This is a genomic window from Actinacidiphila sp. bgisy167, from assembly GCF_965342175.1.
GTDB lineage: Bacteria > Actinomycetota > Actinomycetes > Streptomycetales > Streptomycetaceae > Actinacidiphila.
Window position 1 is genome coordinate 184,703 of sequence record NZ_CBDRBL010000001.1, and the last position, 13,722, is coordinate 198,424.

Here is a 13,722-nt window from a genome sequence, read left to right on the forward strand (position 1 = left end):
TGTCTTTGTGAACGTGTGCACAAAGATGGTGTCCGATTTGCCCGGGGGAAGTGACCGGCATCACGCGCCCCCATTGCGGACATAAGAAACCTTCTGCTGTGACGGAACGTTCCCCGCGGGCGTCCGGTTCGCGCCCCGGCGCCCCACCCACAGCGCGTCCGCACCGGTCATCTGCGGCCACTCGACGGCCGCCGCGCCCGCCAGCGCCCGCTCGGCCTGCGCGCGGCCGCCCGGGCGGTCCAGGACGTACGAGGAGAACAACCGGGCCGTCGTGCGGGCGTCCCCCAGCGCGGTGTGCACGCTCCAGCCTGCCAGCCCGGCCGCCTCCGCGCAGGCCAGCAGGCTCAGCCCGCCCGGGGCGGGGTCGCGCAGCGCGGCCATCCGCATGGTGCACAGTTCGGGGACGTGGGGGAACTCCACCCCGAGCCGCGCGTACTCCGCCGCCAGGAAGGCGCGGTCGCAGCCCACGTTGTGCCCCACCAGCGCCCTCCCGCGCAGCAGCCCGAGCAGCCGCGGGGCGATCTGCCCGAACAGGGGGACGCCGACCGCCTCGACATGGCGGGACTCGATGCCGTGGATGTGGGTGGGGCCGACCGGCCCCTCGGGGTCGACGAGGGTGGAGAACTCGCCCTCGGGCCCGAAATCGCGGTCGAGCAGCACCACGGCCAGCTCCACCACCCGGTGGCGCCGCGAACTGGAACCGGTCGCCTCGAGATCGATCACGGCGAAGCCGCCGCTCGCCTTGGGCCTGCCCGGGAGCACGCAGTCACCGTCCTTACTCACGCACCCCCGCTGTCACAAACCGCCTCGATGGTAATCGAGCACGCGCGCCCAGAGGAACACACGCAAATCGCCCACCAGTCGCACCAGCGGCCTCAGGCGCCCAGTCCGCGCCGCAGCCGGGCCTCGTCGACGCGCCAGAAGGTGTGCTGCTCCCCGTCGATGAGGACGACCGGCACCTGCTCCCAGTACCGGTCGTGCAGTTCCTGGTCGAGCGTGATGTCCTTCTCCTCGAAGCGCGCGCCCAGCTCGTCGGCGACCCTGCGGACGACCGTCCGCGCGTCGTCGCACAGGTGGCAGCCGGGCTTGGCGATCAGCGTCACCGTCCGGTCGGCCGGGGCGGGGGTCTCACGGGGCGCGCGGGCTCGATGTCCGAACAGAGGGCTCATGCCGGCCATTCTGCCTCCGTCGGTTCCCGACCCCCGGTAACGCCCTTGTCGCACGGAGTTCATGCACCCGCTCCGCCGATGCGCGGGAGTCGACCCATGGAATGGCTATGCTCGCCCCATGGCCGCTCTGCGATGGCTCACCCCCCGTAAGCGCTCCGCCACCGAGCGCAGCGTGCTGGCCGGCGAGGCCGCGGCGGAGGCCGCGCTCGCGGCCCCCGCGTCAGCCGCGGGAAGGAAGGACGACCGGGCGGGCGCGCCCGCGTTCCCGGTGGCGGGCGATCCGCACGCCGCCGCCTTCTTCGACCTGGACAACACCGTGATGCAGGGCGCCGCGATCTTCCACTTCGGACGCGGCCTGTACAAACGGAAGTTCTTCCGCAGCCGCGACCTCGCGCGCTTCGCCTGGCAGCAGGCGTACTTCCGGATCGCGGGCTCCGAGGACCCCGAGCACATGCAGGAGGTGCGGGAGAGCGCGCTGTCGATCATCAAGGGGCACCGCGTCGAGGAACTGATGTCCATCGGCGAGGAGATCTACGACGAGTACATGGCCGACAAGATCTGGCCCGGCACCCGCGCGCTCGCCCAGGCACACCTCGACGCCGGCCAGCGGGTCTGGCTGGTGACGGCGGCCCCGGTGGAGACCGCGAGCATCATCGCCCGCAGGCTCGGCCTCACCGGCGCCCTCGGCACCGTCGCCGAGCACGTCGACGGCCGCTACACCGGCCGGCTGGTCGGCGAGCCGCTGCACGGCCCCTCCAAGGCCGAGGCCGTCAAGGCGCTCGCCGCGGCGGAGGGACTCGAACTCTCGCGCTGCGCGGCGTACAGCGACTCGTCGAACGACATTCCGATGCTGTCGCTCGTCGGACATCCATATGCGATCAATCCTGATACGCGTCTGCGCAAGCACGCACGCGAAAGGGGCTGGCGGCTGCGCGACTACCGCACCGGCCGCAAGGCGGCCAAGATCGGCATCCCCGCGGCCGCGGGCGTGGGCGCAGTGGCGGGCGGCGCGGCCGCCGCGATGGCCCTGCAGCGCCGCCGCCGCTAGGGACGCGGGCGACACGCCCGGACCCCCCGCCGACGTCCCGCCGGTTCACGGTCAGCCACACAACCACAACACGCTCTCCACGCGACCATTTCACGACGGTATGTGGTCAACATCGGTTCGACGTTCGATAATTACTCGATCATCATTCCGCCAGAGAGTGGGCGGAACCGACGATTTCAGCAACTCGGTGTAGCACCGCCTGTACGAAGCGTTATTCTCCTCAGACGCAAGCCGGTACCCACACGTCGCCACGACGGGTGAACGGTTCCGAACTGCACGTGATGGAAGTTCTGCCTCTGGGAGTCCCGTGTACCCACACACCGGGGTTGACGCCTCTGGCCTGGCTACGCTGCGCGCACTGGTGGCTGAGCACCTGCTGCGCGTCGTCCCCGCGTACGCCGTGCCCGTCCCCGCACTCGCCACAGCGGCAGCGCCCGCCGGCCGCGCCTACGCGCTCGCCGACGGCCGGGCCACGGTCGGCAGACGATCCCGCAACGCCCAGCAGGCCGACCGGTCCACGGGCGCCACCCCGCGCCGGCCGGCGGCCGACAGCGACAGCGGACGCATGATGGACCTGGTCGAACGCGCCCAGGCCGGAGAGACCGAGGCCTTCGGGCGGCTGTACGACCACTACTCCGACACGGTCTACCGCTACATCTACTACCGCGTGGGGGGCAAGGCCACCGCCGAGGACCTGACCAGCGAGACCTTCCTGCGCGCCCTGCGCCGCATCGGCACCTTCACCTGGCAGGGCCGCGACTTCGGCGCCTGGCTGGTCACCATCGCCCGCAACCTGGTGGCCGACCACTTCAAGTCCAGCCGGTTCCGGCTGGAGGTGACCACCGGGGAGATGCTCGACGCCAACGAGGTCGAGCCCAGCCCGGAGGACTGCGTCCTGGAGGCGCTGTCCAACGAGTCGCTGCTGCGGGCCGTCCGCAAGCTCAACCCCCAGCAGCAGGAGTGCGTGACGCTGCGCTTCCTGCAGGGGCTGTCGGTCGCCGAGACGGCCCGCATCATGGGCAAGAACGAAGGCGCGATCAAGACCCTGCAGTACCGGGCCGTACGGACCCTCGCCCGACTGCTCCCCGACGACGCGCGATGAGCGCGATGGATGGATCTTCACCTTGCGACTGCCTCCACGGTCCGATCATCATGACTGCGTAACCCAACTCGGGCGGCACTCGTTGCATCACATGCGGACCCCCCAATGCCGTGCCCTGCCCGCTTCCGATCACTCGATCGAGTGGAAAGGCTCAAGGTGCACAACCTTGAAGGCACGTGGGGGAGTCGAGGTGGATGACGAGAGGAGGTGCCGCCCGTGATCGCGAATCCAACGGCGCACCGGCGGGCTAACGCCTTCGCCGACGCCCTCGAGGGCGAAGGCCCCCAGACGGACGCCGGCGTACAGCACGGCGCCCATGCCGCGGACCGGCATGCGGATCCGGACCAGGACACGTTCCTGGCCCTGGCGGGCGCCCTGCGGGACGTGCCGCGTCCGACACTGGACCCGGAGACCAAGACCGTCCAACGTGCGCAGTTGATCGCCGCCATGGAGGCCGCGCTCGCCGACGGCACACTGACGGTTCCCGTACAGCGCGACGGCGGCCGCGGTGCGCACCGCGCCGGCGACCGCGGCAACGGCCGGCCGAAGCCGCGTTCCGCGTGGTCGCGCAGGCTCGCCGCAGGCGGTCTGTCCGTCGGCGTCGCGGCCGGCGCCCTCGGCGGCGTCGCCGCCGCGAGCACGGACGCGCTGCCCGGCGACACCCTCTACGGCCTCAAACGAGGCATGGAGGACATGCGCCTCAACCTCGCCGACGACGACGCCGACCGCGGCAAGGTCTACCTCGACCTCGCCTCCACCCGGCTCCAGGAGGCCCGCCGCCTCATGGAACGCGGCCGGGGCGGCGAGCTCGACGACGAGTCCCTGGGCGAGATCCGCAGGGCGCTGTCGGGGATGCAGGAGGAGGCCTCCGAGGGCCACCGGCTGCTCGCCGCCGCGTACCGCAAGGACGGTTCGCTGCGGCCGATCGAGACGCTCTCCGCGTTCTCCAGCAACCACCGCAAGGGCTGGACCGAGTTGCGCGACCGGCTTCCCTCCCGGCTCGACGACGTGGGCAACAAGGTCACCTCCGTCTTCGACGCCATAGAGGACGAAGTGGCGCCGCTGCAGCGGCTGTTGCCGCCCGAGACCGGCGCCGGCCACAGTGTCGACCGCGGAGTGCCGGGCAGCGTCAACCGCTCCGCGAGCGGCACCCGGGCTGCCCCGTCGCCCTCGGCCGACGGCTCGATGAGCGGTTCGCCCGACGAGCACGCACGCGCCAAGGCCAGCCCGTCGGCATCCGGCAGCGCGGACACCGGCCTCATCGCAGGCACGGGCGATCTGCTCGGCCCCACACCGAGCAGTGGCTCGCCGGAAGGCACCACCCCCCACCAGCCGTCGGTCACCCTCCCGCCGCTGCTGCCCGGACTCCTGCCGGGCCTCGGTCTCAGCGCCGAGAACGACCGGAGCGACAGCGACGACAGGGACGACAGGGACGACTGAGCAGGCTCGACACGGCGGTGGGCCCGGGTGTCATGCCCCGGCCCACCGCCGTATCCGGCTTCATCGGGCCGCTCGCGCACGACACGGCCTGGTCAGGAACCGGCTAGAAGAACACCGAGCGCCGCTGCACCAGCAGCTTGTACAGGGTGTGCTGGATGGTCTCCCGCACCTGGTCGGTCAGGTTGAAGACCAGCATCGGGTCCTCCGCCGCCTCCGGCGCATACCCGTCCGTCGGGATCGGCTCCCCGAACTGGATCGTCCACTTCGTCGGCAGGGGCACCATGCCCAGCGGTCCCAGCCACGGGAACGTGGGGGTCATCGGAAAGTACGGGAAGCCCAGCAGCCGGGCCAGCGTCTGCGCGTTGCCGATCATGGGATAGATCTCCTCCGCGCCCACGATGGAGCACGGGACGATCGGCACCCCGGTCCGGAGCGCGGTCGCGACGAAACCGCCCCGCCCGAAGCGCTGCAGCTTGTAGCGCTCGGAGAAGGGCTTGCCCAGCCCCTTGAAGCCCTCGGGCATCACACCGACGACCTCACCGCGCTCCAGCAGCAGCTGGGCGTCCTCGGCGCAGGCCAGGGTGTGCCCCGCCTTGCGGGCCAGCTCGTTGACCAGCGGCAGCACGAACACCAGGTCCGCCGCCAGCAGCCGCAGGTGCCGCCCCGCGGGGTGGTGGTCGTGGACGGCGACCTGCATCATCAGCCCGTCCATCGGCAGCGTCCCGGAGTGGTTGGCCACCACCAGGGCGCCGCCCTCGGCCGGGATGTTCTCGACGCCCTTCACCTCGACCCGGAAGTACGACTCGTACAAGGGCCGCAGCAGTGACATCAGGACCTGGTCGGTGAGCTCCTCGTCGTAGCCGAAGTCGTCGACCTCGTAGTCGCCGGTGATCCGGCGGCGCAGGAAGGCCAGCCCGTGCGCCACCCGGCGCTCCCAGGGCCCGCCCAGCAGCCGGTCCGCGGCCGCGCCCAGGGCAGCCGCCAGCGGGCTTCCCGGCATGCCGCCGGAGTGCCCCCCAGCGTCCGCCGAGGCGCTCTGCGCGCCCTTCGCCGCCCCACGGGCACCTCCGGCACCGCGCGCGCCGGGATCGCCCCCGGAAGCCGTCACGGCGTCCTGCGCGCCCTCCTCCGCGCCCGCGTTCGCGGGCCGCTCCTCGCCCGGCAGCGCGGCCACCGCGCTCCCGGTGTCGCCACCCGCCTTGCCGCGGGCCGTGCCCCGCCCGCGCTGGCGCTGCGCTCCCCTGCGGGACCGCGAGTCCTCGTCGAACGGGATGACCTTGGCGTCCGCCATGGTGCGGTTCCTCCTCGCAGCTGTGCTCACGAGCCCAGTCCTCGGGCTCCGCCCGCGGGGACCAGCGCGGCGAGCCGGTCGACCGCGTTCGCGAGCCGTTCGGGCGGCAGCAGCCCTGCGCCTCGGCCGCGGGCGAAGTCGGCGAAGGCCTCGGCGGTGGTGTACTTCGGGGTGAAGCCGAGCGTCTCGCGCATCTGTGTGGTGTCCACGACCCTGCCGTGGGTGAGCAGCCGGATCTGCTCGCGCGAGAAGTCGGTGACGCCGGCGGTGCGCAGCATCTGCCCCACCCATGTGACGGCGGGTAGCAGCACCGGCACCGTGGGCTTCCCCAGCCGTCGCGCGGTCTGCGAGAGCAGGAGTACCCCGTCACCGGCGATGTTGAACGTCCCGCTGTTGATCGTCCCGCTGCGCTCGTCGCGCAGGGCCAGCATCAGGACGTCGATGACGTCGTCCTCGTGGACGAACTGCAGCCGCGGGTCGTAGCCGAGGACGGTGGGCAGCACCGGCAGCGCGAAGTACTCGGCAAGCGGCGTGTCGGCCCGCGGGCCCAGGATGTTGGCGAACCGCAGAACCGACACGGCGACGTCCGGCCGCCGCCGCGCGAAGCCGCGCACATACCCCTCGACTTCGACGGCGTCCTTGGCGAAGCCACCGCCGGGCAGCGACTTGGGCGGCATGGTCTCGGTGAAGACCGCCGGATCGCGGGGCGCGGAACCGTACACGCTCGTCGTGGACTTCACCACCAGGCGGCGCACCGTCGGGGCCTTCTGGCAGGCGCCCAGCAGCTGCATCGTGCCGATGACATTGGTCTCCTTGACCGCCGCCCGGCTGCCGCGGCCGGGCAGCGTGCCGCTGACGTCCATGTGGACCACCGTGTCCACCGACTGCTCCGCCAGCACCTTCGCGATCATCGGATGCCGGATGTCGGCACGGACGAACTCCGCGCCGCCCAGGGAGTGCGAGGGCGGCAGCGTGTCGACCGCGACCACCCGGTCGACGTCGGGGTCACGCATGACACGCCGTACCAGCCGGCCGCCGAGCTGGCGGGCGACTCCGGTCACCAGCACCACTTTGCCCACGATCAGCGCCTTCCCTCGGACCGCATGTACGCACCGTATCGGTTGGCCGTTGCGTTGTGATGACGCTGGTACGCGGGAGCACCGCCGGGAAGGGGCCCGGCCCGGCGGTCCCCGGAAACGCCGCTGCCCTCCCGCCCCCACGGTCGGTGGGGTCAGGAGGGCAGTGAAGTGCGACGCGCAGCCCGCTTACTTCTTGTTGCGACGCTGCACACGCGTACGCTTCAGCAGCTTGCGGTGCTTCTTCTTGGCCATACGCTTGCGCCGCTTCTTGATGACAGAGCCCACGACTACCCTCGCTTCGGAATCACTCGGTGCGGGGCGTCCGAGCCCACACGACCTACGTCGGCACAGCCTACCCGTCCGCAAGCGCCGAGCAGAAACCGAGGCCGGTCGTCAGGCGGTTTCCCCCACCCCCACGTAGGACTCACGAAGATAGTCATGGACGGCCTGCTCCGGTACCCGGAAGGACCTCCCCACCCGGATCGCCGGCAGATGACCGCTGTGCACCAGCCGGTACACGGTCATCTTGGACACTCGCATCACCGCGGCGACCTCTGCCACGGTCAGGAACACGACCTCGTTGAGAGGCCTCTCGCTAGAAGCCATGACACACCTGAACCTTCCGCACATGACGGGCACCGGCTTCCCCTCCGGTGACTCCCTCTCGCACGTGCGCTCCTCCCCAGACTAGGTGCGGGTGATGCAAGTGGGGAAGAGGAGCAGCGATCGGTTGACTACTGTGACAGACACGCTCGATTGAGTACATAGCGCGTCAGCGGCCGGTAGTGGTCGGACCGCACGGCGTCATCAAGCGGAACCGCGACCGAGACCCTGCCCTCCGCCTCCGCGACGAAGACCGCCGGGTCGTCCGCGTCGGCCAGCCCGATGGCCTCGATGCCGAGCTGACCTGCTCCGCAGACCCAGCCGTGGTCCCCCACCACGAGGCTCGGCAGCGGCCCTGCGCCTCCAGCCGCGCCCGCCAGCGCGACCCGAACCGGGAGCGGGGAGTGCGTGTGCACCGCCGGCGCTCCCATGGCCCCCTCGCCCGGCACGGACCGCACCGTCGCGACGCCCTCCGCGTACCAGAGGTTGTGGGTACGTAGACCGAATTGCGTCGTCATGTCGACACATCGGCCATGCGACGGGGTGAGAACGGGGCAGCCCGCCGCCGACAGGGCGGCCGCCAATCCGGCGTAGAACCCGAGCAGCCGGTGCGGATGACCCGTACCGATGAGAACGGGCTCCCTGCGCCGCGCGGCCTCCCCCAGCCGGACGGCGAAGGCCTCGAGCCCCGCGAGCGTCCGGTCCGGGTCGATCACCTCCTGCCCGCGGGTGTGCCCCGGGTCCGGCGACACCCCGCACCGCTCGGCCATCAGCCGCAGCAGGGCGGTCTGCGTCCACGGCCGCGCCGGGTCCAACCCCAGCGTCTGCCGCGGGTCCCCCGCCGCGAACAGCCGATAGCTGCGCAGGCTCTTCTCCCGCGGAGTCGCCACGGCCCCCGCGATCCCCGCCTCCACCAGATGCGCACGCAGCGCGGCAGCAGTCACCACGCGCCGATGGTGGCCTCCCTTGCCCCCTCTCGTGCAGGAACGGGCCGGACATCACCCCTGGGTGCGGTCGTTCGGATCGCCACCCCCGCCCAGACGGCCCTCCAGGACCCCACGGCCCCAGCGAGGGGAAGAGGCCCCCGCGACCGGCCGGCGTTTCGTGGCGGACGGCGAACGCACCCCGCCTCGTCGCCCTCGTCCGCCGGAGCGAGATTCGAGCGCGGCCTCGGAGAGCGGACTGACGCTGCGGACTGACGCTGCGGACTGACGCAGGGGTCCTCCTGCCGCGGCCCCTCATAGGATCAGTGAGACCGACCGACGTGCAGGCAGGTCCGCGGGGAGGCCACTGGTGGTGCTGCAGGTGCGCGGTGTCGTACTGCCCGAGCGGGAGGAGCGTTCCTTCCGGATCGAGGGCGGCCGGCTGAGGGCCGGGGCCGCCCCGGATGCCGAGCTCGTCGTCGACGGCGGCTGGCTGCTGCCCGGCCTGGTCGATGCACATACCCACCCCGGCACCGAGAGCATCGAGGCCCCGTTCAGCGACGCGACGCTTCGGCGGCATCTGACCGACCACCGGGACGCCGGAGTGCTGCTGGTACGCACGCCCGGGTCCGCAGCCCGCATCCCCGACTGGGTGGACGAGGACCCGGACATGCCCCGCGTCCACTCGGCCGGACGCTGGCTGGCCACCCCGGGCCGTTTCTTCCCCGGCTTCGGAAGACACGTGACCGAGGCCGACCTGGTCCGCGCAGCCGTGGAGGAGGCCACCGCGTCGTCGGGTTGGTGCAAGGTCATCGGGGACTGGAGGCATGACGAACCCGCACTGCCGCTGGACGTCCTCACCGCTGTCGTCCAGGCCGTCCACTCGATCGGCGGCCGGGTGGCCGCCCACTGCCAGACCAGCGAGGGCAGTCGCAACGCCGTCCTGGCCGGAGTCGACACTCTGGAGCACGGCATGCACCTGGACCCGAGCCTGATCGATCGGATGGCGGAGCAGGGCACCGCGTTCGTCCCCACGCTCAGCGTCTTCGGCTCCGGAGCCGACCGGCGGCGGGCCGCCGAACCGAGCGCCCGCCGAAACTGGTGGCTGGCCGGATGGGACGCGATGCTGCCCAACGTGAGAGCCGCACACGAGGCCGGTGTCCGCGTCCTGGCCGGCACCGACAGCTTCCCGTGCGGCACCGTCGGCTCGGAGATCGAATGGCTGGTCCGTGCGGGCCTGCCGCCCGAAGCGGCGTTGGGCGCGGCCTCCTGGTCGGCCCGCTCCTACCTCGGCCTGCCCGGCCTGGTCGACGGAGCCCCCGCCGATCTCGTCGCCTACGACACCGACCCCGCGCTCGACGCCTCCGCTCTGGACCACCCCAGCCGCATCATCCTCCGCGGCCGGGTCATCGCCTGAAGGTCACGCGTCGATCCACCGTCCTTGACGACGCCTCGAGTGAGAACGGGGATCTCCACCGCGCCCCGAGGTCCCGCCATGATCGAGCACCGACCGGCACTGTCACCGACGTGTCGGCCGGGGTACACCTACGGCAGCAGCCCGTGCGGAGGGAAGACGGCCCGCCGGGTCGCCAGGATCGCCTGGTCCAGCCGGTCCGCCGGGTCGTACCCTGCGTCCTCGAAACCGGTGAACGCCGCGTCCCGCCCGTCCGTCATCCGCAGCGGCCCCATCTGGCGCGTCCTGCGGTACACCTCCGCCCGCCACTCCTCGGGCGTCTCCGTCTCCGGCGCGATCGGCCGCCCGGCGGCGATGCCCACCAGGTGCGTCCACGTCCGGGGCACCACGTCCACCACCGCGTAGCCACCCCCGCCCAGGGCGACCCAGCGGCCCCCGGCGTGCTCGTGCGCCAGGCCGTGCAGCGCCTCCGCGACGGCCCGTTGCGCGTCCAGGCTCACCGCGAGGTGCGCCAGCGGGTCCTCGAAGTGCGTGTCCGCGCCGTGCTGGCTCACCAGCACCTGCGGACGGAAGGCCGCCAGCAGCTCCGGCACGACCGCGTGGAACGCCCGCAGCCAGCCCTCGTCCCCCGTGCCGGCCGGCAGCGCCACGTTCACCGCGGTGCCCTCCGCGGACGCGCCGCCGGTCTCCTCCGGCCACCCGGTCTGCGGGAAGAGGGTGCGCGGGTGCTCGTGCAGGGAGATCGTCAGCACCCTCGGATCGTCCCAGAAGGCCGTCTGGACGCCGTCGCCGTGGTGCACGTCCACGTCCACGTACGCGACGCGCTCCGCGCCCAGCTCCAGCAGCCGGGCCACGGCCAGCGCGGCGTCGTTGTAGACGCAGAAACCCGAAGCCATCGCGGGCATCGCGTGGTGCAGACCGCCCGCGAAGTTCACCGCGTGCGCCACCTCGCCGCGCCACACCGCCTCCGCCGCCCCGACCGACTGGCCCGCGATCAGCGCCGAGACGTCGTGCATGCCCTCGAACGCCGGGGTGTCCACGGTGCCCAGCCCGTACGCCAGCTCCGTCAGGCCCCGGGGGTCGGCCGAGGCCCGGCGCACCGCCGCCACGTACTCCGCGTCGTGCACCAGTCGCAGCGTCGAGTCGCCGGCCGCGGGTGCCGCGGCGACCGTGACCGCGCGATCCAGGCCGAAGGCCCGGACCAGTCCCATGGTCAGTGCGAGCCGCACCGGATCCATCGGGTGCCCGCGACCGAAGTCATAGCCCGTTACCTGCTCGTCCCACATCAGCTGTGCGCGGCCGCTCATGGCCGACACCGTATCGGGCGGAATCGGTCCCGAACGAGTGGGCGTACAGCAGAGTCGCCGCCACCAGCAGCATCGGCACCAGCATCGCCCCCCGGTAGCTCCAGGCGTCGCCCAAGGCGCCCACCAGGGGTGAACCGACCAGGAAACCCACATAGTTGAAGATGTTCAGCCGCGCGATCGCCGTGTCCGACGCCTCCGGGAAAAGCCGCCCGGCAGCCGCGAACGTCTGCGGCACGATCACACACAGGCCCAGCCCCAGCAGCGTGAAGCCCGCCATCCCGACCCACGCGCCGGGCGCGGCCGCGACCACCGCGAAGCCCGCCGCCGCCACCAGCGCGCCCGCCCGCACCACCGCTGCCGCCCCGAAGCGCCGCACACCGAGGTCCCCGACCGAACGGCCCAGGAGGGTGGTGACCATGTAGACGTTGTACGGGACGGTGGCCAGCTGCTCGGAACCGCCGAGCACGTCCTGCAGGTACTTCGCGCTCCAGTTGGAGACGGTGGAGTCGCCGATGTACGCGAACGCCATCACCAGGCACAGCGGGAGCAGCAACCGCATCGCCACGGGAGCCGCGGCCGACGCGGCGGGTGTGCCGCCGGTTTCCGCCCTCCCGTCGACGTACCAGCGGCTGCCCACCAGCGTCAGCGGGATCAGCACCGCCACCACCGGCCCGTACAGCAGCGCCAGCGACAGCTGCCAGTGCGCCCCCGCCCAAGCCAGCGACGCCCCCAGGATGCCGCCGAGGCTGTACGCGGCGTGGAAGCCCAGCATGATGCTGCGGCCGTAGGCACGCTGCAGACTCACCCCGAGCATGTTCATGGACGCGTCCAGGGCGCCGACGCATATCCCGAAGACGGCCAGCGCCGCGGCCAGTTGCCACAACGCCTCCCCGGCGCCGGCCCCCAGCAGCGCCAGGCACACCGCCGGCTGCGCCCAGCGCAGCACCACGCTCGGCCGCACCCGCTTCACCAGGTGCTCGGTGGCGACGCTCCCCACACCCGCCAGCACCGGCACCGCGGCCAAGAACGCGGGCAGCAGCGCGTCACTGACGCCGTAGCGGTCCTGCAGCGCGGGGATCCGGGTCACCAGCAGAGCGAAGGTCGCCCCTTGCGCGAAGAAGCCGACGGCCAGCGAGGCCCGTCCATGGCGCAGACCGCCGTCGATGCCGTCCATGAGCGTGCAGCGTAGGGCTGCCGGCTACGGACGGGTAGAGCGGTCACACGAAGAGTTTCGCCGCCAGTTCGGCCATGTCCGCGAACAACTCCCGTGCCCCCGCGAGCTTCTCCGCCGGCGTCATCGCCGTGAAGCCGAAGGCGTCCATTCCGGCCGCCACCGCGGCCCGCACCCCGAGCGGACTGTCCTCCACCACGGCGCACCGCTCCGGAGCCACGCCCATCGTGCGCGCGGCGTGCAGGAACAGGTCCGGAGCCGGCTTCCCACGCCCGACGTCCTGCGCGCTGAAGATCCGCTCCTCGCCGAAGTGCTCGTACAGCCCCGTCTTCTTCAGCGCCACCCGGATGCGCTCGTGACTGCCCGAGGACGCGACGCAGTGCGCAATCCCGTCCGCCGCCAGCTTGTCCAGCACCGTCGCCACACCCGGCACCGACTCCAGCTCGCGCCGGAAGCCGTCGAAGACCCGTGCGTAGTAGGTCGCGTCGAAGTCCTCCGGCAACCGCTGCCCGGTGCGCTCGGCGACCAGATCGTGGACGCGGTGCATCGCAGAGCCCATGTAGTCGCGGACGGACTCCTCGTAGGAGGTCGGGTGCCCGACCTCCGTCAGCAGGCCCGCCAGGATGCGGTTGGCTATCGGCTCGCTGTCCACGAGCACGCCGTCGTTGTCGAAGATGACCAGGTCGTAGCGCACCGCCCCACTGTAATCGGGCACGGGTCCCGGCCGACGCGGCCGAACCCGCCCTCCCGCTGCCCCTTCGCACCACAGTGACCGGCGAGGGACGCAACGCCCCAGCACTGGCGGGAGATCTGTGAGACGACGCGGGTTTCTCACACTCACCGGCGCGGGCCTGACGGTCCTCGCCACCTCACAGGGCCCGCGGCTCCGGCACGTGAGCCGCGCATCGTCGTCCTCGACACCCTGCCCAACGGCTACGGCTCGGTGCGTGTTCTCGGCCGCCCCGTCCTGGACCCGTCCACCGGACGTGGCGCACCGTGCACCGCATTCCCCTTCCGCCCCGGCACGAGGGCAGCGAGGGCCAGGCCAACGCCTCTGGCCGGCAAGCACCCTTCGTTCCGCCTGAGGCGTGTTCGCCCGGCGTCGCGGAGTTATGGATCGGTGTGCGCTGACGACCTGGCACCAACGCAAAAAAGCCCCGGTTCCCGAGTCGATG

14 protein-coding genes are annotated in these 13,722 nt (G+C 71.9%); 4 read left to right on the forward strand and 10 right to left on the reverse strand.

Features of this window, described 5'->3' with window-relative positions:
- Positions 1 to 60: 60 nt before the first annotated feature.
- Positions 61 to 783, reverse strand: a complete 723-nt coding sequence (locus tag ACRWND_RS00970) for a 3'-5' exonuclease (protein ID WP_431944710.1) — start codon at positions 781 to 783, stop codon at positions 61 to 63.
- Positions 784 to 875: 92 nt separating this feature from the next.
- Positions 876 to 1,169, reverse strand: coding sequence for a glutaredoxin family protein (locus ACRWND_RS00975; RefSeq protein ID WP_431944712.1), 294 nt, complete (start codon positions 1,167 to 1,169; stop codon positions 876 to 878).
- A gap of 118 nt (positions 1,170 to 1,287) precedes the next feature.
- Between ACRWND_RS00975 and ACRWND_RS00980 the strand changes: the two genes are divergently transcribed.
- The 3 genes from ACRWND_RS00980 to ACRWND_RS00990 all read left to right on the forward strand — a co-directional run bounded on the left by ACRWND_RS00980 (position 1,288) and on the right by ACRWND_RS00990 (position 4,759).
- Positions 1,288 to 2,217 (forward strand): HAD family hydrolase, encoded by a 930-nt coding sequence (locus ACRWND_RS00980; protein WP_431944714.1) that lies wholly within the window; start codon positions 1,288 to 1,290, stop codon positions 2,215 to 2,217.
- Between the two features lie 307 nt (positions 2,218 to 2,524).
- The gene (locus tag ACRWND_RS00985; protein WP_431944716.1) at positions 2,525 to 3,319 is read left to right on the forward strand and encodes an ECF subfamily RNA polymerase sigma factor, BldN family; all 795 of its coding nucleotides are present in this window, start codon (positions 2,525 to 2,527) and stop codon (positions 3,317 to 3,319) included.
- A 216-nt stretch (positions 3,320 to 3,535) separates the two neighbouring features.
- Complete coding sequence (locus ACRWND_RS00990; RefSeq protein WP_431944718.1) at positions 3,536 to 4,759, forward strand: DUF5667 domain-containing protein; 1,224 nt, start codon at positions 3,536 to 3,538, stop codon at positions 4,757 to 4,759.
- 103 nt (positions 4,760 to 4,862) lie between these two features.
- Here ACRWND_RS00990 and ACRWND_RS00995 read toward each other — a convergent pair whose 3' ends face one another.
- From ACRWND_RS00995 to ACRWND_RS01015, 5 genes are all read right to left on the reverse strand, one after another.
- The gene (locus ACRWND_RS00995; protein WP_431944720.1) at positions 4,863 to 6,050 is read right to left on the reverse strand and encodes a lysophospholipid acyltransferase family protein; all 1,188 of its coding nucleotides are present in this window, start codon (positions 6,048 to 6,050) and stop codon (positions 4,863 to 4,865) included.
- A gap of 26 nt (positions 6,051 to 6,076) precedes the next feature.
- The gene (locus ACRWND_RS01000) at positions 6,077 to 7,129 is read right to left on the reverse strand and encodes an NAD-dependent epimerase/dehydratase family protein (RefSeq protein ID WP_431944722.1); all 1,053 of its coding nucleotides are present in this window, start codon (positions 7,127 to 7,129) and stop codon (positions 6,077 to 6,079) included.
- A 186-nt stretch (positions 7,130 to 7,315) separates the two neighbouring features.
- Positions 7,316 to 7,414 carry a 30S ribosomal protein bS22 gene (locus ACRWND_RS01005; protein ID WP_003948845.1) on the reverse strand — a complete coding sequence of 33 codons (99 nt, stop codon included), beginning with the start codon at positions 7,412 to 7,414 and terminating at the stop codon, positions 7,316 to 7,318.
- Positions 7,415 to 7,522: 108 nt separating this feature from the next.
- Entirely contained in the window at positions 7,523 to 7,735 is a 213-nt protein-coding gene (locus ACRWND_RS01010) for a helix-turn-helix domain-containing protein (RefSeq protein ID WP_018558718.1), read from the reverse strand.
- A gap of 128 nt (positions 7,736 to 7,863) precedes the next feature.
- The gene (locus tag ACRWND_RS01015) at positions 7,864 to 8,679 is read right to left on the reverse strand and encodes a phosphatase (protein ID WP_431944765.1); all 816 of its coding nucleotides are present in this window, start codon (positions 8,677 to 8,679) and stop codon (positions 7,864 to 7,866) included.
- 346 nt (positions 8,680 to 9,025) lie between these two features.
- On the opposite strand from ACRWND_RS01015, the gene ACRWND_RS01020 reads away from it, so the two are divergent.
- Positions 9,026 to 10,072 carry an amidohydrolase family protein gene (locus tag ACRWND_RS01020; protein ID WP_431944767.1) on the forward strand — a complete coding sequence of 349 codons (1,047 nt, stop codon included), beginning with the start codon at positions 9,026 to 9,028 and terminating at the stop codon, positions 10,070 to 10,072.
- Between the two features lie 128 nt (positions 10,073 to 10,200).
- Here ACRWND_RS01020 and ACRWND_RS01025 read toward each other — a convergent pair whose 3' ends face one another.
- The 3 genes from ACRWND_RS01025 to ACRWND_RS01035 are packed head-to-tail and all read right to left on the reverse strand — an operon-like array spanning position 10,201 to position 13,241.
- Complete coding sequence (locus tag ACRWND_RS01025) at positions 10,201 to 11,376, reverse strand: acetoin utilization protein AcuC (protein WP_431944768.1); 1,176 nt, start codon at positions 11,374 to 11,376, stop codon at positions 10,201 to 10,203.
- On the reverse strand, positions 11,327 to 12,550 hold the full coding sequence (locus ACRWND_RS01030; protein ID WP_431944770.1) for an MFS transporter: 1,224 nt from the start codon (positions 12,548 to 12,550) through the stop codon (positions 11,327 to 11,329). The genes ACRWND_RS01025 and ACRWND_RS01030 overlap by 50 nt, the downstream gene beginning before the upstream one ends.
- Positions 12,551 to 12,593: 43 nt before the next feature.
- Entirely contained in the window at positions 12,594 to 13,241 is a 648-nt protein-coding gene (locus tag ACRWND_RS01035) for an HAD family hydrolase (RefSeq protein ID WP_431944772.1), read from the reverse strand.
- Positions 13,242 to 13,722 lie beyond the last annotated feature (481 nt).

Excerpts from the sequence above, each read along its gene's own strand:
- ACRWND_RS00975 (WP_431944712.1), bottom strand. The coding sequence starts at position 1,169 with ATGAGCCCTCTGTTCGGACATCGAGCCCGCGCGCCCCGTGAGACCCCC.
- ACRWND_RS00980 (WP_431944714.1), top strand. The coding sequence starts at position 1,288 with ATGGCCGCTCTGCGATGGCTCACCCCCCGTAAGCGCTCCGCCACCGAG.
- ACRWND_RS00995 (WP_431944720.1), bottom strand. The coding sequence starts at position 6,050 with ATGGCGGACGCCAAGGTCATCCCGTTCGACGAGGACTCGCGGTCCCGC.
- ACRWND_RS01010 (WP_018558718.1), bottom strand. The coding sequence starts at position 7,735 with ATGGCTTCTAGCGAGAGGCCTCTCAACGAGGTCGTGTTCCTGACCGTG.
- ACRWND_RS01025 (WP_431944768.1), bottom strand. The coding sequence starts at position 11,376 with ATGAGCGGCCGCGCACAGCTGATGTGGGACGAGCAGGTAACGGGCTAT.
- ACRWND_RS01030 (WP_431944770.1), bottom strand. The coding sequence starts at position 12,550 with ATGGACGGCATCGACGGCGGTCTGCGCCATGGACGGGCCTCGCTGGCC.